This is a genomic window from Desulfosarcina cetonica JCM 12296 (assembly GCF_001311845.1).
GTDB classification, from domain to species: Bacteria; Desulfobacterota; Desulfobacteria; order Desulfobacterales; family Desulfosarcinaceae; genus Desulfosarcina; species Desulfosarcina cetonica.
The window spans coordinates 1-18,060 of sequence record NZ_BBCC01000013.1 but is presented as its reverse complement, the minus strand read 5'-3'; the positions used below and the strand labels follow the sequence as shown (position 1 = coordinate 18,060).

Below are 18,060 nucleotides of genomic sequence, written 5' to 3'. Positions count from 1 at the left end.
GAGCCGGACGCCGGGGATATTGCCGCCATGCGTGCGGCCGACGCGGTGATCCTGCCCCAGGGGTGCCGGGAATCGCTCTACCGATTAAGCCGGGCGCACTGCCGGCATGTGTTTCCGGATTATGCGATGCGATTTCGCTACCCGGGAAAAACCGGGCAGGCAAGGCTTTTTCGGGAAATGGCCGTTCCCCATCCGCAAACGTGGGTTTTTGATGATCTGTCCCACTATCATCACTGTTCGGGAAACGAACCGCTGCCTGCCTTTCCACTGGTTTTTAAACTGGACTGGGGCGGCGAGGGGGAAACGGTTGCGCTGATTCGTTCCCATGCCGACCTCGAACGGGCCCTTGCCACAGCCGCAGCCTATGAGCGTTCCGGTCAGCGCGGGTTTATCCTGCAGGCCTTTGTTCCCACCTTCAATCGGAGTTTACGGGTCGTGGTGATCGGAGACGATTTGACCGCCTATTGGCGGATTCAGGACCAGGCCGCGCTTTTCGGTACCAGTGTGGCCCATGGCGCGCGCATCGATCACCATGCCGATCCCCTGTTGCGGGAGCAGGGCATCAACCTGACCCGTGATTTCTGTCGGCGGGCGGCAATCAATCTGGCCGGGTTTGATCTGTTGTTCGAAGCCGGTCCGGGCGGGGTTAATGCCCTGTTTCTTGAAATCAACTACTTTTTCGGTCGAACCGGTGTGGGGGGATCCGCCACATTCTACGCGCGGTTACAAAGCGCCATCGATGCCTGGCTGGCGCAGCGGGGACTGGCCGTGGGCAAGCAATCAACCGAGGAGACGGCATGAAGCCCTTTGCCTATGACCTGGATGAACAGGATCTCAAACGCGAGCGCCAAAAGGCGCGGGAACTCAGACAATCCCAGTGGTGGAAACGCCGCTGCGCCAAGGGACGCTGCCACTATTGCGGGCAAGCGACGCCACCGGCGGAACTGACCATGGATCACATCGTTCCGGTGGCCAGGGGCGGAAAAACCACCAAAGGCAATGTCGTGCCTGCCTGCAAGTCCTGTAATAACAAGAAGAAACAGATGTTGCCCATGGAATGGGAGGCGTATCTACGCTCGGTTGGCACCCCGCTTGACGCTGAACCGATTCCGCCGAAAAGATCCTCTGGAACACCGGCCGTTTTTCAGGCCGATTTGACTTCTTCCTGCCGTATAGCTGTTGACATGACAGCAAATCTATCTTTTAATCACACGACATACCCCCAAGCATGCACGGAACCTCAACGTCCCCATGGAGGTTTTTCGGATGCGCACGGAAAACGAGAATAAACTTCTGCTTCAGGCGCTGGATGCGTTCAATCGCAAAATCGTTGTCGTGTCCAGAGATTTCCGTATTCTTGCCTATGCCGGCAGTGACGCCGTGGAAGATGGCGCCACGCTGAGCGGACAATGCTGTCATCAGGTTTTTTACAACCGTGCCGAACCCTGCGACTATTGCCCGGCAAAAACGGTGATGGCATCGAATTCGGCCTCCCTGCGGGAACGCACCTCCAGTTTACTGAGCAATTCCAATCGTGCCTGTCTTTACGCCTATCCCGTTCCCGATCCTGGGGGGGAGAGGATGTGATCACCATTTTCAATTTCGAGCTTCCGGCCCTTGAGGGGCTGGAAACCGAACTCCGTCGGGCCAATAATTTTTTGCACAAATTGCTTCAGAGCGCCTGCGACGCCGTGGTGGCCGCCGACCGGACGGGAAAGCTGATCATTTTCAACGATGCGGCGGCAGAAATGACCGGATACTCGGTTGAAGAAGCCCTCGACCAACTGAATATCCGCGAGGTCTACGAAGGCGGTCCCGAGGAAGCCAAACGGATCATGCGCTATCTCCGCACGGAGGCGTATGGCGGCAAAGGCAAGGTTAAAAAATACCACACCCATGCGGTCGACCGAAAGGGGGATAAGTTTCCCATCAGTCTTTATGCTTCCATTATCTATAACGAGAAGGGTCAGGAAGTCGGTTCGATCGGTTTTTTCCATGATTTGCGAGAAAGAATTCATATTCAGCAAAAGCTGGAAAAACCCAGCTCCAGTTGATTCAGTCTGAAAAGATGGCATCCCTGGGAAAGCTTTCCGCCGGCGTGGCGCACCAATTGAACAATCCGCTCGGCGGAATCACGCTTTACACCAAGCTGATGCTGGAAGATTACGATTTAGAAGACAACGCCCGGGAGGATTTATACCGCATCCTCAACGATGCCCAGCGCTGCCGCGATACCGTCAAGGAACTGCTCGAATTTTCCCGACAGACGCGCCAGTTCATGCGGCCGCTGAGTATCAACAAGGCCATCGAGCGAACCCTTTTTCTCATTGAAAATCAAACCCTTTTCCACAACATCCAGGTGAAGAAAAAGATGGCCCCGTTCATTCCCCTGGTGATGGCGGATGCCCAGCAGATGGGCCATGTCTTCATGAATATCATCATCAATGCCGCCCAGGCCATGGACGGTCAGGGGTCGATTACCATCACCACCCGCGAATCGGCCGCCAAGGACCGGGTGATCATCGAAATCGCCGATACCGGTCCGGGAATTTCATCAGACAATCTTTCCCACATTTTCGAGCCGTTCTTCACCACCAAGCAGGAGGGCCAGGGAACCGGTCTGGGCCTCAGCGTGGTCTACGGCATTGTCGAAAATCATGGCGGCACCATAAAGGCACGTAGCGTTCTCGGCCGTGGCAGTACGTTCACCATCGAACTCCCCATCACCCAAGAAACCGAAAAAGGAGCCGAACATGCAGAGCACGCCTGATCCTGTGACCGTCCTGGTGATTGATGATGAGAAAGGCATCCGGGACGGATCAAAACGGATCATCGAGCGCATGGGATACAACACCCTGACCGCCGAAAGCGGGGAGGCCGGACTGGATATTCTGGGGCGCGCCGATGCATCCGTCGTGCTTTTGGACCTGAAGATGCCCGGTATCGACGGCATGGAGGTCTTAAAGCGCATCCAAGCCATGGATCGGGATATTCTGGTGATTATCATCACCGGATTTGCCACCATCGAAACCGCCATCGAGGCGATGAAACGCGGCGCTTACGACTTTATTCCCAAGCCTTTCGAGCCCGATCAATTACGGATCGTGGTGAATCGGGCCATGGACAAGCTTTCGTTGAAAAGGGCCGCAGAGAAGCTGGAAAACGAACGGCGGCGGACCCTCGCCGATCTGGGTACCGAAAGAACCCGTATTCATACGATCATCGATTCCTTGCCCAACGGTATCGTCGTTACCAATGCCGACGGCAAGGTGGTGCTGATGAACCCGGCCTTTGGACGGTTGATGGATCTACCCCCCGACTGTGCCAGCGGTGAGCCTGTTTCGGCCTACATCAAAGAAGAGGGCTTGTGCAAACTGATCGTGGATATCTCCAGCGGCCGACACGTGGATTTTGATGATATTCCCGCCTATGAATTTTCCCTGGGTGGGGAACGGTTCTTCATGGCCCGGGGACGTCCCGTGCTCGGCGAACGCAAGGAATGCCTCGGGGCGGTCGTCACCATTGTCGATATTACCAACATGAAGGTCCTCGACCGCCTCAAATCCGAGTTTGTGGCCAAGGTTTCCCATGAGCTGCGAAGCCCGCTTTCAACCATTCATGAACAGCTGGCGCTGGTGCTCAACGATCTCATGGGCCAGCTCAGTGCGTCGGACGAGCATCTGCTATCCCGGGCCAAGGAAAAGACCCAGGGCCTGATTTCCACCATCGGCGATCTGCTCGATCTTTCGCGCATCGAGTCGGGAAATATCTGTCAGGAGCTCAAGCCGATTCAATTGGAGGAATTGCTCGACAACATCGTCGATTTTTGGGCACGCGGGCACGTACCAAAAATCAGGAGCTGGTGCTGGAGCATCCGCAAGCGCCCCTGCCGACCATCAAGGCCGACCCCCTGGCCCTTGAGAGTGTTTTCGGAAACCTGATCACCAACGCGATCAACTACACCCAAAATGGCGGAAAGATCGTGGTGCGTATCGATATGGCCGGGATCAATCTGCGGATTCAGGTGATCGACAACGGTTTTGGCATCGAGGAGCGCTACCTGGATAAGATTTTCGATCGGTTTTTCCGCGTCAAAACCGACAAGACCCGTTTCATCACCGGTACCGGGCTTGGCCTACCCATTGTCAAAGGCTGGTGGAATCGTTAAAGGGACGTATCAGCGCCGAAAGTACACCGGAAAAGGGGAGTACGTTCACCGTGCTGCTGCCGGTGGGGTAAGCAATTATCTTGACCGATTCGCTTCGATCGGTTACTGATTAACGCAAAACCGATACCGGCGGCCGTGTTCTTGCGCGGTCACGGACATTCTTGAGTTATGCAACAGGCCTCGGCCACCCAGACTCGATCTGGGTGGCCGTTCTGTTTTTTAAGGAGGAGATGAATTGGCCACACTTCTGGTGATCGACAACTATGACTCGTTTACCTACAATCTGGTGCAGATGTTCATGCATTACGACCTGGGCATCGACGTCGTGCGCAGCGACCAAATTACCCTGGAGGCGGTGGCCGCCCTTCGGCCGGACTACCTGCTGGTCAGCCCCGGGCCCAAGGATCCGGCCCACGCCGGTATTTCCAAGGCACTGATCGCACGGTTTTATCGATCGATCCCGATTTTCGGGGTATGCCTGGGCATGCAGTGCATCAATGAGGTTTTCGAGGGCCAAACCAGGCGCGCAGCGGCGCCCATGCACGGCAAGACCAGTCGGGTATTCCATCAGCAGGCGGGATTGTTTGGCGGTATCCCCTCCCCTTTCCGTGTGGCCCGTTACCATTCCCTGGCCGTTTGGCCGACGGCCCAGGCCCTGGCCGATGACCTCGTGGTGACCGGCCGCACCCTTGATGGAACCGTCATGGGGCTTTCGCACCAACGCTACCCCCTGCACGGGGTGCAGTTCCATCCGGAAAGCTTTCTTACCGAGCATGGTTTTACGCTGGTCGAGAATTTTTTGCGCCTGGGTCCGCTGCAGGGTTGCTTGCCGGCCAATGGACCGAGGCCAAACCCCTGTGCCTACCAGCTACTTGAAAGCGGCGCGACGTTTGAAATGCCGGGGGGCTGCTGATGGACAGGTTGGATACCTTACTGCCCCCTATCGATGGCATCCGGTCCATGGCGATCACGCTTGAAGAACCCTTCGAAGCCATGGCGGCCCGTTTTGCCCACGCGCCGGGCACCGTCGTGCTGCTCTCGGGTGGAGATCTGGATTGTGCGCGCTATCACCTTTTGGCGATCCATCCGTGGCTCACCATCAACGGCCGACGGCAATCGACGACGGTGGTGATCGATGGTGCCGGGCAGGAGATTCCCCAGGATCCTTTAACCGTGCTGGAAACCGTTTTACAGCGCTGCCGCCTTCCTGTGGAGGATGCCGTGTCGCCGGTTTGCGCCGGCCTTTTCGGGTACCTGGCCTACGAGTTGAAAGACTGCCTGGAGCGGCTCCCCCGTACCGCCCTGGACGACCTCGCCCTGCCCCACCTGCTCTTTTTTGCGCCCACGTTGATTGTCGTTCACGATCAAAAAGAAGACCGTACCCACCTGTACGCGCCGGTGCGCCGGGATGTCGGCGACGCTGCAGCAAAAGCGGCGATGGCGGATTTTATAGCGGCATTGAAGCGTCCTTCCCCGAGCCGGGTGTTTTTTCAGGGGCTGCCACAACGATGCAGTCCACCTTTTCGCGTGAAGCCTACGAGAGCGCCGTCCAACGGATCCGCGATTACATCGCTGCCGGCGATGTCTACCAGGTAAATCTTTCCCAGCGTTTCGAGATGGGGTTTTCCGGGGATCCCTACGCTCTTTTTACGACGCTTTTCCAGATGAATCCGGCACCTTTTTTTGCCTATGTCAATGCCGGCGACCACCAGATTGTTTCCACATCGCCGGAACGCTTTCTCCGGCAGTGCGGCGAGCACGTGGAAACCCGTCCCATCAAGGTACCCGTCCCAGGGGAAAGACACCCGAAACCGATCGCAGATGCGAGCCGAACTTGCCGGCAGTCCCAAGGACGATGCCGAGCTTTCCATGATCGTGGACCTGATGCGCAACGACATCGGCCGGGTGTGTTGCGGCGGATCGGTGGTCGTTACCCAGCACAAACGTCTGGAAGCCTACCAGAACGTCCACCATCTGGTTTCCGTGGTAGAGGGCCGCCTGGCCGAGGGCCGCCATGTCGTGGATCTGATCCGGGCCACCTTTCCCGGCGGCTCCATCACCGGCTGCCCCAAAATTCGCTGCATGGAAATCATCGATGAACTCGAGCCCCGGCAGCGGCACGTTTATACCGGCTCCATCGGCTATATCAGCTTCCATGACACCATGGATCTGTCCATCGCCATCCGTACCGCAACCGTGGTCGACGGACGGATTTATTTTTCCGTGGGCGGGGGTATCGTCATGGATTCCGACCCGGCCGATGAATATGCGGAAACCCTGCACAAGGGGGAAACCTTGATGCGGGTTTTTCAGGGAGGGGATCGCCCGAGCCTTGAGCCGGCGGGCATGCCCTGGGCGTGGCATAACGGGCGATTGGTTCCCCAGGACGAGGCGATGGTGCCGATTTCCGATTTGGGACTGCAGTATGGCTTCGGTTTTTTCGAAACTCTTCGCGTCGAAAAGGGAAATATCTCCCATTTGACGGCGCACCTGGAACGCTTCGCGCGTACCTGGGCGGCCCTGTTCGACGGACCGCTACCGGACCTGACCTGGGAAGCGATCATCTCCCAGGTGATCGTGAAAAACGGCTTGGAATCGACAACGGCGGCGGTCAAACTGCTGGCCACGCGGGGGGCGGCCGGTGTCCACCGCGCTGCCGGCGCGCTCGTGGTGACGGCCCGGCCCTATGTTCACCGGTTGCGGGCGTTGGGTCAGGAGGGGTTGAACCTGATCACCGAAACCGAACCGCGCGCGAGCCCCCTGGCCGACCACAAAACCCTGAACTACCTCTTTTACTATCAGCCGGCCGACGGGCCCAGGCCAAGGGGGGCGACGAAGCTTTGATCCTCAATCCAGACGGTACGGTTTCGGAAACCAACACAGCCAATCTCTTGGTGGTGAGGGGAAACACGCTGGTGCGGCCCCGTTCTCCCCACGTCCTGACCGGAGTGATGCAGGCGACGGTTTGTCGGCGGCTGGCTGATGCAGGTTTCGTGATTGTCGACCAACCGGTCCAGCCCAAAGCGCTGTTTGCAGCCGACGGCGTCCTTTTAACCAACGCCCTCATGGGCGCGGTTCCGGCGCTCTCCCTGGATGGACGGCCACTCACGGTGGCCCGCCATGTGTTTGAACCACTGGACCGGTGGTGATTTTTGTTCGGTCAAACAGCCGCTAAGCGGTCCATTGGAGAGGGTGCGTGGATTGTCTATTCGGCCTGCATGAACGGATAGTCGAAGCGCTGGGGTGCATCGAAGGTTTCCTTGATGGCGCGGGTCGAGACCCAGCGCATCAGGTTGCTGGCCGCACCGGCCTTGTCGTTGGTTCCCGATGCCCGTGCACCGCCAAAAGGTTGTTGGCCAACCACGGCACCGGTGGGTTTGTCGTTGATGTAGAAATTGCCGGCGGCGTTTTCAAGGGTGGCCAGGGCCTGACTGATGGCCAGCCGATCATTGGCGAAAATCGCGCCGGTCAAGGCATAGATGGATGTGCGGTCACAGGTTTTCAACGTTTCTCCATAGGCTTCGTCGGGGTAGACATACACGCTGAGCACCGGTCCGAAGATCTCTTCCTGCATGGTCTTGAATTGCGGGTTGGTCGTCAGGATGACGGTGGGCTCGATAAAATAGCCCTGGCTGTCGTCGCACCGGCCGCCGATGATGACCTCGGCGTCGTTTGCCGCTTGTGCGTCGGTGATATAGGTGCGGATGGTGTTGAAGGCAGTTTTGTCGATGACGGCGTTGACGAAGTTGCTGAAATCGGTCACCGGTCCCATTTTGATGCGAGCCATCTCCGCCTCCAAGCGGGCGCGAACTATCGGCCAGAGGGAGGCGGGAATGTAGGCCCTTGAGGCGGCCGAACATTTTTGCCCCTGAAATTCAAATGCGCCGCGAATACAGGCCGTGACGAGCTTGTCCACATCGGCGGAGGCATGGGCGAAAATGAAATCCTTGCCACCGGTCTCTCCGACAATCCGCGGGTAGGAACGATAGGTGGCAATGTTGTTGCCGATGGTTTTCCAGATGTGCTGGAAGACCGCTGTCGAACCGGTAAAATGGACCCCGCCCAGATGCCTTGATGCCAGGCAGGCATCGCCCACCCGGCTTCCGGGCCCGGGAACAAAATTGATCACGCCATCGGGCAAACCGGCCTCCTTGAGGATCTGCATCAGCAGCCAGGGGGTGTAAACGGACGTGGAAGCCGGTTTCAGAATCACCGTGTTGCCCATGATGGCCGGTGATGTGGCCAGGTTGCCGGCGATGGCGGTAAAGTTGAACGGCGTCAAGGCCAGGACAAAGCCCTCCAAAGGGCGGTACTGGGTAAAATTCCAGGTTCCCCGGGAAGAGCGCAAGGGTTGCTCGGCATAGATGGTTTGCGCGTAATAGACGTTGAAACGCAGAAAGTCGATCAACTCGCAGGCGGCGTCGATTTCGGCCTGATAGGCGTTCTTGCTGGTAGAGAGCATGGACGCGGCGTTGATCTGAAAGCGATATTTGCCGGCAATCAGATCGGCCGCCTTAAGAAAAATGGCCGCCCGTTCTTCCCAACGCAAGGACTGCCAGCGGGTTTTGGCGTCCATGGCCGCCTCGATAGCCAGTTGAACCTCTTTATCGCCGGCCATGTGGTAATCGGCCAGTTTGTGGGCATGCCGGTGGGGCATGACCACTTTTCCGCAGGTGCCGGTCTTGACCGCCCGGCCGCCGATGATCAGTGGAATTTCCACCGTTTTCCCGGCCAGTTCGGCCAGGGCGGCCTTCAGCTGGTCACGGGCGTTTGTATTGACCGCATAGTCGAACTGGGGTTCGTTGACCGGTTCGGGTACGCGGATGATGCTGTTGTTCAGTAGATTCATTTTTGCCTCCTTTACGGGTAAAGGGTTCACGGCGACCGCACCTTTAAGATGCTGAACGGATGCCTGGACGGGCTCATCATGGAGTGCGACGCGATTAGGAATCGCGCCGAATCATCAAAATATAGTCATCGGCAAGGCAGATGCCACGCAACACCAATGGAGGATGCGTTTCTTTCCGGTGGTATTCGGATTTCTTCCGGTAATTCAGGCCAACCTGCCTGCTTTTTGCCCTATCGTTGCGGTTGGTTCGTTGCCTTTTATGCGCCAAACTGTTAAATTGAACGAACACTGAAAAAGATCGACGTTCAGGCCCCACGATGGTGTTGAACCTTTTTTTTCCAAGCGTTTCTTTCAAGCGAACTTGTTTTTCTCTTTTCTCTGAGCGCCGGATCGTTTCTATTATCAACATTAGCACCGGTTAACGACAGTTCTATCTTCGCGACAACGATATCTTCATCATATCCAGCGAATGGTGGGGGACGTCGCCTTTCAAGCAGGTTCGCGTTTAGAGGTGGCTTGACAAGGGAAAGCGTCCACCATTCATCCGACGCATGCCGTTAAGGGAGGAAAAGATCATGCAAAAACGATTTGCCGGTCTGATTTGTTTTCTGATGCTCAGTTTCTGTTGGATCCCTATCCTTGCGGCCGACCAGGATAAAGGGGCGGACCTGGGCATCATTACCGGCGGCGAGAAGGGAACCTATTATCAGTTCGGGCTGAACATCGCTGCATTGCTCGAGGCGCACGGTATGAAAATCAACGTCTATAACTCAAATGGTTCGGTTGAGAATATATACGCCGTCTTCAAACGGCCGCGCACCCAGTTGGGCATCGTCCAGTCCGATGTCCTGGCCTTTGTTTCCAAGGTTCAAAGTGATGCCACGCTCAAGCGGATTGCCAAAAAGATCAAGATGGTTTTCCCTCTGTACAACGAGGAAATTCATCTTTTGGGTCAAAAGACGCTTGCCGACTTTGAGGCGCTTGACGGCAAGCGGGTGGCCATTGGTACCGAAGGCAGTGGAACTTACCTCACCGCCCGTCTGCTGTTCCAGGTTTCCGACATCCATCCTGGCCAGATGCTGACCATCGGCCTGGACGAAGCCCTCGAAGGCGTCAAGTCCGGTTCCATCGATGCCATGTTTTACGTGGCCGGCTATCCGGTGAAACTGTTCGCCGAGGGGGTTACCGCCGCGGACGGGCTACACCTGATTCCGATTACCAACAAAAGTATTGTCGAATTCTATCCACAGGTACAAATTCCGGCCGGGACTTATTCCTGGCAAAACGATGCCGTCAACACCGCAGCTGTCAAGGCGGTGTTGGTCTCCTATGATTTCCGGAATTATCACTGTGGCGTGGTTGGCCGAATCGGCCGTTTGATATACGAAAATTTTGATGGGCTGAAAAACAGTGGCCATCCCAAATGGCAAGCCGTTGATCTTGACTATCGGTTGAAGGGGTGGGAGCAGTACGACTGTGTTCGGCAGCAGTTGGCCAAGGCTTCCCCTCCGACGCCCCCCAAACCCAAGCCGTCACTCAACCCCGTGTTGAATGCCATTAAAGAGGCGCTTCAGCCGTGAGAGGTGCGGGGTTATGTACGAAACGTTCTACCAGCTGAAACGCAAGCCGTTTCAGATCACCACCGATCCGGCCTTTTTGTGGCTCGGTGAAAAGCATCGTGAAGCGTTGGCCACGCTGAAATATGGCGTGATGGACAACAAGGGCTTCCTGCTGCTCACCGGTGACGTGGGAACCGGTAAAACCACCCTGATCCATGCGCTCTTGGAATCCCTGGACGCGTGCGTGCTGACCGCCATGATTTCGGATCCCAGTTTGAGCCGATTGGATTTCTATCGATTGATCTGTAATCATTTTGGGGTTACCGGCGAGATTAAAAACAAGAGTGACTTTCTAGCGCATTTCAGCCAATACCTCTACCAGGCCCACGAAGACAACCGAACCGTTCTTTTGATCATCGATGAAACCCAACGGCTGAAGCATGATCTGCTGGAAGAGATCCGGCTGCTCTCCAATATCGAAAAGGCGGAGGCAAAGCTGCTCAACATCTTTTTTGTGGGCCAGAACGAAGTCAACACCCTCCTGCTGCATCCTGAGAATCGCGCCCTGAGGAAACGGATTACCATCACCTACCGCCTCGAGCCCCTGAACTTGCCGGAAACCATGGCCTACATTGCCCACCGCCTGAAAATGGCCGGGGCCGAGCACAATGTTTTCTCCTCCGGCGCCATGGCGGCGATTTACGGGTTTTCCGATGGGGCACCGCGCCAGATCAACATTATCTGCGACCTGGCGATGCTCTACGGGTATGAAGCCGGCAAACGAACCATCGGTAAGTCGATTGTCGAGCGATGTCTGGAGCGAATTTCGTTTCCCGAAGAACGGCAACCGGCGGTGCGTTCTCCGGTACCCCGTGTCAAGCGATCGCCTGCGGCACCCATCCCGGCATCGGCCAGGGGCGCGGCGGCCACCAACAGCGTGCTTAAATGGGCCGTGGTCACGATGACCGGATTGATGGTTGTTGTCACTGCCGCCCTGTTCATCCCCCTTCACTTTGGTGGGGAAGAGGCCGCCGATTCCAACCCGCGGCAGCAGACATCGAAATCGCCTGCCAACCCGAACGCTCCCGCCGTGCTTTCTTCCATGACACCGCTTCCCGAGGAGACCCCGTTGGGCCAGCAGCGCCATGTCAAGGTTACCGCGACCCTGGCGGCACCTGAGGCGCCCCCGTCCCCTCAAGAGACAACCACCGATTCGCTGGAAGGGAACATCCCGGTGTCCGAAGCCGCGCCCGTAAAGGAATCGACCGACGCGATGACGACCGCTCCGGAAGCGACCCGGAGTCAACCGACACCGTCATCCAGTGCCATACCGCTCCCGGCGCCCTCCCGGACGGCCGCCTCGGTTCCACCCGCAACGGCGGCGCATGAGATGCCCCTATATCCGACTTCCTCGGCATCCCAAAAGCGCCATGACATAAAGCCGCAGATTGTGCCGGAAACGATTCCCGAGCCCGACCCGGCCGATATCGTTGTTTGGTTGTTGGAAAAGAAGAAAGCCGCACAGTCGGCAGGCGCCGCAAAGGATGATCGCGCCCCCTAATGTGCATGGCTTGACCGGTAAATCCGGGACGCGGGAGGATCAGCCGTTGTTTATAGCATTCAAGATAATGTTTTTGGGCTGCGTTATCGGTCGTCGCGGTATGGTTTATACAGCTTCCTCCCTCTGGCCTTACCAAAAACATTATCTTAAATACTATAGCTTGGGATTATTCAAGTGGCGCTGGCTGTCCCGGGATGTTTTTTTCTGCAGATTTCTGGATAGCGCATCGGCCAGATCCACGCCGGTCTGATTGGCGATACAGACGAGCACGAAGAGCACATCGGCCAGTTCGTCGGCCAGTCCGGTGTGTTCCCGGTCCGTTTTGAAGCTCTGGTCGCCGTAGGTCCTGGCCATGAGCCGGGCCAGCTCACCGACCTCCTCCATCAATACGGCCAGGTTGGTCAACTCCGAGAAATAACGCACCCCATAAGTGCGAATCCAGCGGTCCACGAGTTCCTGAAGCTGCCGGAGGGTCGGATTTTCCTCACCGGTCCTGTCCGTATGGCGGGAATTCTTTGTCATCGGCAGCGGCGGTTCGGGTCAGCTCACGTGGGCGACCACATGACCGAGGTCCGGGAAGATCAGGGCCTTGCAGGCCAGTTGGCAGGCTTTCTTGCTGCCCGGCATGCAAAAAACCACGGTGCCGCCGATGATGCCCGCCGCTGCCCGGGAGAGAATCGCGGCGGCATCGATTTCATCAAAGCTGAGCTGGGCAAAAATGGCTCCGAAGGCGGTCATCTCCTTGGTAAACAGGGGTTTGATGGCCTCGATGGTGACATCTTTGGGGGTGATGCCCGTGCCGCCGGTGATCAGCAGGGCTTGCAGCGCTTTTTCACGGATGGCCTTCAAGGCGGCCTCCCGGATTGCGGAGATATCGTCGCTGACCACCTCATGGAAGCGAACGACGTGACCCTCTTTTTCTGCTTGGCGGGCAATCCAAAGGCCGCTTTCATCATCCGCCAGCGAACGGGTGGAGGAAACCGAGAGAACCCCGACCGTGACCGATGACGGTGCCGATTTTCGATGTTCGTGGACACCCATGTGTGTTGGCCTCAATAAAATTAGGTTAAGACTGTATTTGTTTTGGCGCGGCGTCGCCACGCCACGTTTCCAGCTTTCTAACCCATGCACAGCGGCAAGGCAAGCCCAATCTCCTTGCTTTTACGGGGGCTTTTCTTTATGCTGAGATGTCTTAAATCTAAAGGGGCGTTAACCCATGTGTTCGAGGAGTGAAGCATGCCATGGCCATGCACCGGTGTGATTCTGGCCGGCGGATTAAGCAAACGCTTTGGCGGACGAAATAAGGCCTTCATCCGCATCGGCGGACAGCGGAATATTGATCGCCTCATGAATGTCTATGCCAAATTGTTCGACCAGATCATCTTGGTGACCAACGATCCCGCTGCCTACATGGATGTCGACGCCTGATCGTCACCGATCATTACACCCAACGCAGTTCGCTCAACGGTGTATACGCCGGCCTGTTCGCCGCGCGGCATGAGTATGCCTTCTTTGCCGCTTGTGACGCCCCTTTTGTGAAACCGGAAATGATCGCATTGGTGCTGGACCAAATTGATGGCAAGGCCGATTTGATCGTTCCTTCAACCGATTCCGGCTATGAGCCGATGTTTGCCGTATATCGAAAAACCTGCCTGCCGGCGATGGTGTGGCAGCTGGAACGGGATCTGTTAAAAATCAAGGGGCTGTTCCGCAAGGTGCGGGTGAAAGCGGTTGCCGAGGGCGATTTACGCACCGTCGACCCCGAATTGGTCTCTTTTTTCAACATGAATACCCCTGACGACCTGGTCAAGGCCGAGGCGCTTTACCAGGCCAACTGCTAAGGAGTACCAACGATGAATGCAAACGAATTGATCAACAAGATAAAGATGCATCCGGATTACGCCCAGGTGGGAATGATTCTCTGCCACAACGGCGTGGTGCGGGGAACCTCGCGGGATGGGCGAAAGGTCTCCGGTCTGCGCGTGGCTGTGGACAACCCGCGCTTGGCCCAGGTGTTGGACGAGAATCGCCGCCTGCCGGGAATCGTGGATATCCAGGTGGACATCGTCGCCGACAAGGACCTTCAAATCGGGGACGATGTGATGTTCCTGGTGGTGGCCGGAGACATTCGTGATCATGTCATCGACGCCTTGACCCGGACCCTGAACGCCATCAAGACCTCGGTGACCACCAAAACCGAATTTTTCGTCTGAACCCAAAGCCGCTGAAGGGAACCGTGGATGTCTGATTTGACCCATATCGATGATCAGGGTCGTGTGCGCATGGTGGATGTGACCGAAAAAAAACCGACCCAGCGTACGGCGCTGGCCCAGGCGGTGGTGCATATGTCGGCGGAGACCTTTCAGCGTATTGCCGACGGTACCATGTCAAAAGGCAACGTGATCGAGACCGCCCGCATCGCCGGCGTGATGGGCGCCAAGAAAACCGCTGATTTGATCCCCATGTGCCATCCCCTCAACCTGACCCATGTGCAGGTTGATTTTTTCTCCGATGCGGCGGCCCATACCATCCGGATCGAAGGCACCGCCCGGATCTTTGACCAGACCGGGGTCGAGATGGAAGCCCTGACCGCCGTCTCCGTGGCTGCGCTGACCCTTTATGACATGTGCAAGGCCATCGACAAGGCCATGACCATTACCGACATCTGCCTGCTCAAAAAGAGCGGCGGCAAAAGCGGTACGTTCGTCCGGCCATCGTCCGTGCCATGAGATTCAGGATCGGATCATCGTTATGGGGTCGGTTCCTTGAGGTCGTGGTGTTGGCCCTAGGGGTCGCAGCTTGCGCCTTGCCATCGGCGTCAGGCCCATCCTCGCCGGCACCGCAAAAGGCGCTTGAACGCCTGGCGGTGAAGGATTACCCGGTTTTTGCGGATGACCTGTTCCTGGACAACCTCACCTATGGCATCGGAAAAAGCCTCGCGTACCTGAACCGGTTGCCCGGCGATCGCGTTTTCCGTTTCGGAGCCGATACCTACCGTGTCGATCATCTCATTCGGTCGCTGGCGCGGTTGCGCGATTTTGCCGCCACCCGGCCAGGCCCCCAGGCGTTGAACCAGTTTATCGCCGCGCACTATCGGGTTTACCGCTCTGTCGGCGGAAAAAACGGGCAAGTCCTGTTTACCGGATATTACGAGCCGGATCTTGCCGGCAGCCTGACGCCGGATCAGCGCTATCGCTATCCGGTGTATGCCATGCCCAGCGATCTGATCACCATCGACCTCGCCCCCTTTGGGGATAGCCTCAAAGGCAAACGCATCGTCGGTCGGTTGCAGGGACATACGGTGGTGCCCTACCCTGACCGGAAAGCCATCGCGGCGGACAGGCATTTTTCCCGCAAAGCCCGGCCGATCGCCTGGGTGGATGATCGCATCGATCTTTTTTTCCTGCAAATTCAAGGCTCCGGCAGGATCTATCTGAACAATGGCGACTTTATTCGCGTGCACTACCACGGCACCAATGGCCGTCCCTACCGAAGCATCGGCCGGCTGCTAATCGATCAGGGAAAGATCCCCGCAGCCGAGATGTCCATGCAGCGACTGAAAACCTACCTGACCGAACACCCCGAAGCGGTGGACAGGGTCCTCAATTACAATCCCAGCTATGTTTTCTTCAAGACGGAAACAAGCGGACCGCTTGGTGCCCTTGGGGTGGACTTGACACCAGGGCGCTCCGTGGCCGTGGACCGGAAGGTCTTTCCCATGGCCGCGCCGGCGTATCTCGAGGCCCGCATCCCGGTGATCGACGGTAACGGCCGTATCGACCGGTGGATGGAGTTTTCCGCCTTTGCCCTGAATCAGGATACCGGCGGGGCCATCCGTGGACCCGGGCGGGTGGATATTTTCTGGGGAAGCGGTCCCTACGCCCAGATCGCCGCCGGTCATATGCAGGAACGCGGAGCCTTTTACCTGCTGATCATGGATCCTGACGCCCCCTAACTTACCGTATCATAATGGTTTCACGTCACGCCACCACGGGCAGGCGTTGCCAGGACACTCCTTGTTCAAATACATTTGGCGACAGCGGGTATCGCCTTCGGCCGTCAACGGAATCGGCAGGATGCGTCGGGACAGGTCGGCGACCCGTTTGAGCACGGTCCAGATCTCCCGCTGGCAGCAGCGGGCCGCTTCGATGCCGCTGATGCTGGAAATAAGCTCGCCGGTCAGCGACTGGACAATTTTGCGCGGCACGGGCGTCATCGGCGAACTTTTCAGGATCACCCCAAAGGCGATGCCGGCACCCAGCGCGCGCCGCAGCCGCCCCAGAACCCGCAGCTACCGCCGGGGACGCCTTTGGCCCGATCGATGGCCGTGGTGATGTCCGCATCGGTGACATCGCCACCCGCGTTGCGGTAGGCTGCGACGATGAGCCCGGCCATGGCGAAGTGATGTTCGGGACCATGCAGGGGCACGGCCGGATGCCGGCGGATGGTGTTGGCCAGGGTGATCATGTCGGTTTCCCGCGAGGTCAGACAGATATGCCGCACCACGGCGTCGGCATCCTGGCCATGACAGGCGTCGCAGACAAAATGACCGTTGGCGCAGACCGCGTTGGCCGGCAGGGTCTCGCCACAGAAAACGCAGGGCATGATCCGGTCATGGTTGAGATATTCCAGCGGGCTGCCGCAAAGCATACAGCCGGCCAAGTGTCGAAAGGCCGACGGGGCCGGGTTCTCCTTTTCCGGGGTCGACGATGCCGCTTCGGGTGGCGTATAGCAGGCACAGGTGTTCTCGCCCTGGGGGCCGATGACCGACCCGCTTTCATCGAGAAAAAAGAAAGGGCCGTTCTCGTCACCGGCCTCGTGCCAGGGAATCTCGGTCGCCTCGCCGCGCAGGATCACTCGCCCGCTGTCGGTGAGCACCGCGGCGAAAGGGCCGGGGTAGATCACGCGCCGCAGGGTCTCGCCGCCAGGACGATAGGCGGTGAAGGTCAGGGAGTAAAAACGGTGACCTTGCACTTCCCGGTAGAAAAACCGTTTGAGGATCTGGATGCGTTCGAATCCAATGGATTCGAGCAGGGATATCAGCCGGCTTTGCAGCATGGCGCCGGAAATGCACTCACCCCGCAGTTTGGCGTCATTGAGGATCGCCGCCGGCGGCAGGCTGTCCGTGACGACATCCGAGATGACCAGGCGGCCGCCGGGCTTGAGGATGCGGAATATTTCTGAAAATGTGCGCTGTTTGTCTTCGGAGAGGTTGACCACGCAGTTGGAAATCACCGCGTCGGCCGTGCCGTCGGCCAGGGGAAGCGCCTCCAGATAGCCTTTTTTAAAACGCACGTTGGCCCATCCGAGGTTCCGGGCCACCGCTTCCACCGCCCCGTTGGCCAACGCCAGCATGTCATCGGTCATGTCAATGCCGTAAACCGCCCCACCCGGCCCCACCTTTTTCGCGGCAATGAAACACTCCACCCCGGCGCCCGAACCCAGGTCCACCAGCGTCTCGTCGGGCTTCAGATCGGCGTCCATCACCGGACTGCCGCACCCGTAGGAGCGCACCCGGGCCGATGCGGGAATGTGGGTGATCGCATCTTCGGCATAGCAGACCGGGTTGAGGATATCGCTGTTGGGGGTGACGGCCGCCTGGGCGTAAAACGCGCCCACCACTTCCCGCGCCTTGGCCACGGAGAGTACACAGTTGCTGTGGGTCAGGCTGACCCCATGACCGCCGTTGTCGCAGGAAAACAGCCGGTCGCCCATCTTCATCCGGATTTGGGGCAGGCGATTGTCGAAGCTGCTGCCGCCGGCGGCCTCAACCATTAGCCAGAATGCCAGCCGGCGATAGAGCGGCCGGTAGGGGTCGGCGCCGGCGAAACGACCGGCGGCGTAAAAGCTGTGGTCCATGTCGCTGCCGCCGGTGAGGAACCGCAGCGGATCGCCGGCTTCGTCAGGATCGGTGGCCACGACA

18 protein-coding genes and 3 pseudogenes are annotated in these 18,060 nt (G+C 57.9%); 16 read left to right on the top strand and 5 right to left on the bottom strand.

Going from position 1 to position 18,060, the window contains the following annotated elements:
• Positions 1 to 27 precede the first annotated feature (27 nt).
• From JCM12296_RS04790 to JCM12296_RS50165, 10 genes and pseudogenes are all read left to right on the top strand, one after another.
• Positions 28 to 801 (top strand): ATP-grasp domain-containing protein, encoded by a 774-nt coding sequence (locus JCM12296_RS04790; protein ID WP_172683768.1) that lies wholly within the window; start codon positions 28 to 30, stop codon positions 799 to 801.
• Positions 798 to 1,289, top strand: a complete 492-nt coding sequence (locus tag JCM12296_RS48890) for an HNH endonuclease (RefSeq protein ID WP_083455838.1) — start codon at positions 798 to 800, stop codon at positions 1,287 to 1,289. The genes JCM12296_RS04790 and JCM12296_RS48890 overlap by 4 nt, the downstream gene beginning before the upstream one ends.
• Positions 1,267 to 1,587, top strand: coding sequence for a hypothetical protein (locus JCM12296_RS43515; protein WP_246803993.1), 321 nt, complete (start codon positions 1,267 to 1,269; stop codon positions 1,585 to 1,587). Before JCM12296_RS48890 ends, JCM12296_RS43515 begins: the two co-directional genes overlap by 23 nt.
• Positions 1,584 to 2,054 (top strand): PAS domain-containing protein, encoded by a 471-nt coding sequence (locus tag JCM12296_RS43510; protein ID WP_246803992.1) that lies wholly within the window; start codon positions 1,584 to 1,586, stop codon positions 2,052 to 2,054. The genes JCM12296_RS43515 and JCM12296_RS43510 overlap by 4 nt, the downstream gene beginning before the upstream one ends.
• On the top strand, positions 2,051 to 2,770 hold the full coding sequence (locus JCM12296_RS43505; RefSeq protein WP_246803991.1) for a sensor histidine kinase: 720 nt from the start codon (positions 2,051 to 2,053) through the stop codon (positions 2,768 to 2,770). Before JCM12296_RS43510 ends, JCM12296_RS43505 begins: the two co-directional genes overlap by 4 nt.
• Positions 2,754 to 3,941, top strand: a complete 1,188-nt coding sequence (locus tag JCM12296_RS04775) for a response regulator (RefSeq protein ID WP_246803990.1) — start codon at positions 2,754 to 2,756, stop codon at positions 3,939 to 3,941. The genes JCM12296_RS43505 and JCM12296_RS04775 overlap by 17 nt, the downstream gene beginning before the upstream one ends.
• The gene (locus JCM12296_RS43500; RefSeq protein WP_246803989.1) at positions 3,863 to 4,168 is read left to right on the top strand and encodes a sensor histidine kinase; all 306 of its coding nucleotides are present in this window, start codon (positions 3,863 to 3,865) and stop codon (positions 4,166 to 4,168) included. Before JCM12296_RS04775 ends, JCM12296_RS43500 begins: the two co-directional genes overlap by 79 nt.
• Before the next feature lie 235 nt (positions 4,169 to 4,403).
• Positions 4,404 to 5,081, top strand: coding sequence for an anthranilate synthase component II (locus JCM12296_RS04770; protein ID WP_083455837.1), 678 nt, complete (start codon positions 4,404 to 4,406; stop codon positions 5,079 to 5,081).
• On the top strand, positions 5,081 to 5,764 hold the full coding sequence (locus tag JCM12296_RS35910) for a hypothetical protein (protein ID WP_083455836.1): 684 nt from the start codon (positions 5,081 to 5,083) through the stop codon (positions 5,762 to 5,764). The genes JCM12296_RS04770 and JCM12296_RS35910 overlap by 1 nt, the downstream gene beginning before the upstream one ends.
• A pseudogene (locus JCM12296_RS50165) lies at positions 5,677 to 7,317 on the top strand (bifunctional anthranilate synthase component I family protein/aminotransferase class IV). Before JCM12296_RS35910 ends, JCM12296_RS50165 begins: the two are co-directional and overlap by 88 nt.
• A 56-nt stretch (positions 7,318 to 7,373) precedes the next feature.
• Here JCM12296_RS50165 and pruA read toward each other — a convergent pair.
• Complete coding sequence (gene pruA / locus JCM12296_RS04760) at positions 7,374 to 9,017, bottom strand: L-glutamate gamma-semialdehyde dehydrogenase (protein WP_083455834.1); 1,644 nt, start codon at positions 9,015 to 9,017, stop codon at positions 7,374 to 7,376.
• 94 nt (positions 9,018 to 9,111) lie between these two features.
• Complete coding sequence (locus tag JCM12296_RS04755) at positions 9,112 to 9,426, bottom strand: hypothetical protein (protein WP_157067383.1); 315 nt, start codon at positions 9,424 to 9,426, stop codon at positions 9,112 to 9,114.
• 166 nt (positions 9,427 to 9,592) lie between these two features.
• Between JCM12296_RS04755 and JCM12296_RS04750 the strand changes: the two genes are divergently transcribed.
• Entirely contained in the window at positions 9,593 to 10,597 is a 1,005-nt protein-coding gene (locus JCM12296_RS04750) for a TAXI family TRAP transporter solute-binding subunit (RefSeq protein ID WP_054690546.1), read from the top strand.
• Between the two features lie 13 nt (positions 10,598 to 10,610).
• Entirely contained in the window at positions 10,611 to 12,137 is a 1,527-nt protein-coding gene (locus tag JCM12296_RS04745) for an AAA family ATPase (protein WP_054690542.1), read from the top strand.
• A gap of 153 nt (positions 12,138 to 12,290) precedes the next feature.
• On the opposite strand, the gene JCM12296_RS04740 is transcribed toward JCM12296_RS04745, so the two are convergent.
• Both JCM12296_RS04740 and JCM12296_RS04735 read right to left on the bottom strand, forming a co-directional pair.
• Positions 12,291 to 12,659, bottom strand: a complete 369-nt coding sequence (locus JCM12296_RS04740) for a nucleotide pyrophosphohydrolase (protein WP_054690539.1) — start codon at positions 12,657 to 12,659, stop codon at positions 12,291 to 12,293.
• A gap of 18 nt (positions 12,660 to 12,677) precedes the next feature.
• Entirely contained in the window at positions 12,678 to 13,178 is a 501-nt protein-coding gene (locus JCM12296_RS04735) for a MogA/MoaB family molybdenum cofactor biosynthesis protein (protein ID WP_054690534.1), read from the bottom strand.
• 195 nt (positions 13,179 to 13,373) lie between these two features.
• Between JCM12296_RS04735 and mobA the strand changes: the two are divergent.
• From mobA to mltA, 4 genes and pseudogenes are all read left to right on the top strand, one after another.
• Positions 13,374 to 13,978 (top strand): annotated as a pseudogene (gene mobA / locus JCM12296_RS35895) (molybdenum cofactor guanylyltransferase).
• Positions 13,979 to 13,990: 12 nt separating this feature from the next.
• On the top strand, positions 13,991 to 14,350 hold the full coding sequence (locus tag JCM12296_RS04720) for a molybdenum cofactor biosynthesis protein MoaE (RefSeq protein ID WP_054690525.1): 360 nt from the start codon (positions 13,991 to 13,993) through the stop codon (positions 14,348 to 14,350).
• Positions 14,351 to 14,377: 27 nt separating this feature from the next.
• On the top strand, positions 14,378 to 14,866 hold the full coding sequence (moaC, locus tag JCM12296_RS04715) for a cyclic pyranopterin monophosphate synthase MoaC (protein ID WP_054690522.1): 489 nt from the start codon (positions 14,378 to 14,380) through the stop codon (positions 14,864 to 14,866).
• 47 nt (positions 14,867 to 14,913) lie between these two features.
• On the top strand, positions 14,914 to 16,092 hold the full coding sequence (gene mltA / locus JCM12296_RS04710) for a murein transglycosylase A (RefSeq protein WP_172683767.1): 1,179 nt from the start codon (positions 14,914 to 14,916) through the stop codon (positions 16,090 to 16,092).
• Positions 16,093 to 16,101: 9 nt separating this feature from the next.
• On the opposite strand, the pseudogene JCM12296_RS04700 reads toward mltA, so the two are convergent.
• Positions 16,102 to 17,621: pseudogene (locus JCM12296_RS04700) on the bottom strand (DUF5714 domain-containing protein).
• Positions 17,622 to 18,060 lie beyond the last annotated feature (439 nt).

Coding starts and splice junctions, on each gene's coding strand:
- JCM12296_RS04735 (WP_054690534.1), bottom strand. CDS start 13,178: ATGGGTGTCCACGAACATCGAAAATCGGCACCGTCATCGGTCACGGTC.
- JCM12296_RS43515 (WP_246803993.1), top strand. CDS start 1,267: ATGCGCACGGAAAACGAGAATAAACTTCTGCTTCAGGCGCTGGATGCG.
- JCM12296_RS35910 (WP_083455836.1), top strand. CDS start 5,081: ATGGACAGGTTGGATACCTTACTGCCCCCTATCGATGGCATCCGGTCC.
- JCM12296_RS04790 (WP_172683768.1), top strand. CDS start 28: ATGCGTGCGGCCGACGCGGTGATCCTGCCCCAGGGGTGCCGGGAATCG.
- JCM12296_RS48890 (WP_083455838.1), top strand. CDS start 798: ATGAAGCCCTTTGCCTATGACCTGGATGAACAGGATCTCAAACGCGAG.
- pruA (WP_083455834.1), bottom strand. CDS start 9,017: ATGAATCTACTGAACAACAGCATCATCCGCGTACCCGAACCGGTCAAC.
- moaC (WP_054690522.1), top strand. CDS start 14,378: ATGTCTGATTTGACCCATATCGATGATCAGGGTCGTGTGCGCATGGTG.
- JCM12296_RS04720 (WP_054690525.1), top strand. CDS start 13,991: ATGAATGCAAACGAATTGATCAACAAGATAAAGATGCATCCGGATTAC.
- JCM12296_RS04775 (WP_246803990.1), top strand. CDS start 2,754: ATGCAGAGCACGCCTGATCCTGTGACCGTCCTGGTGATTGATGATGAG.
- JCM12296_RS04750 (WP_054690546.1), top strand. CDS start 9,593: ATGCAAAAACGATTTGCCGGTCTGATTTGTTTTCTGATGCTCAGTTTC.
- JCM12296_RS04755 (WP_157067383.1), bottom strand. CDS start 9,426: ATGTTGATAATAGAAACGATCCGGCGCTCAGAGAAAAGAGAAAAACAA.
- JCM12296_RS04745 (WP_054690542.1), top strand. CDS start 10,611: ATGTACGAAACGTTCTACCAGCTGAAACGCAAGCCGTTTCAGATCACC.
- JCM12296_RS04740 (WP_054690539.1), bottom strand. CDS start 12,659: ATGACAAAGAATTCCCGCCATACGGACAGGACCGGTGAGGAAAATCCG.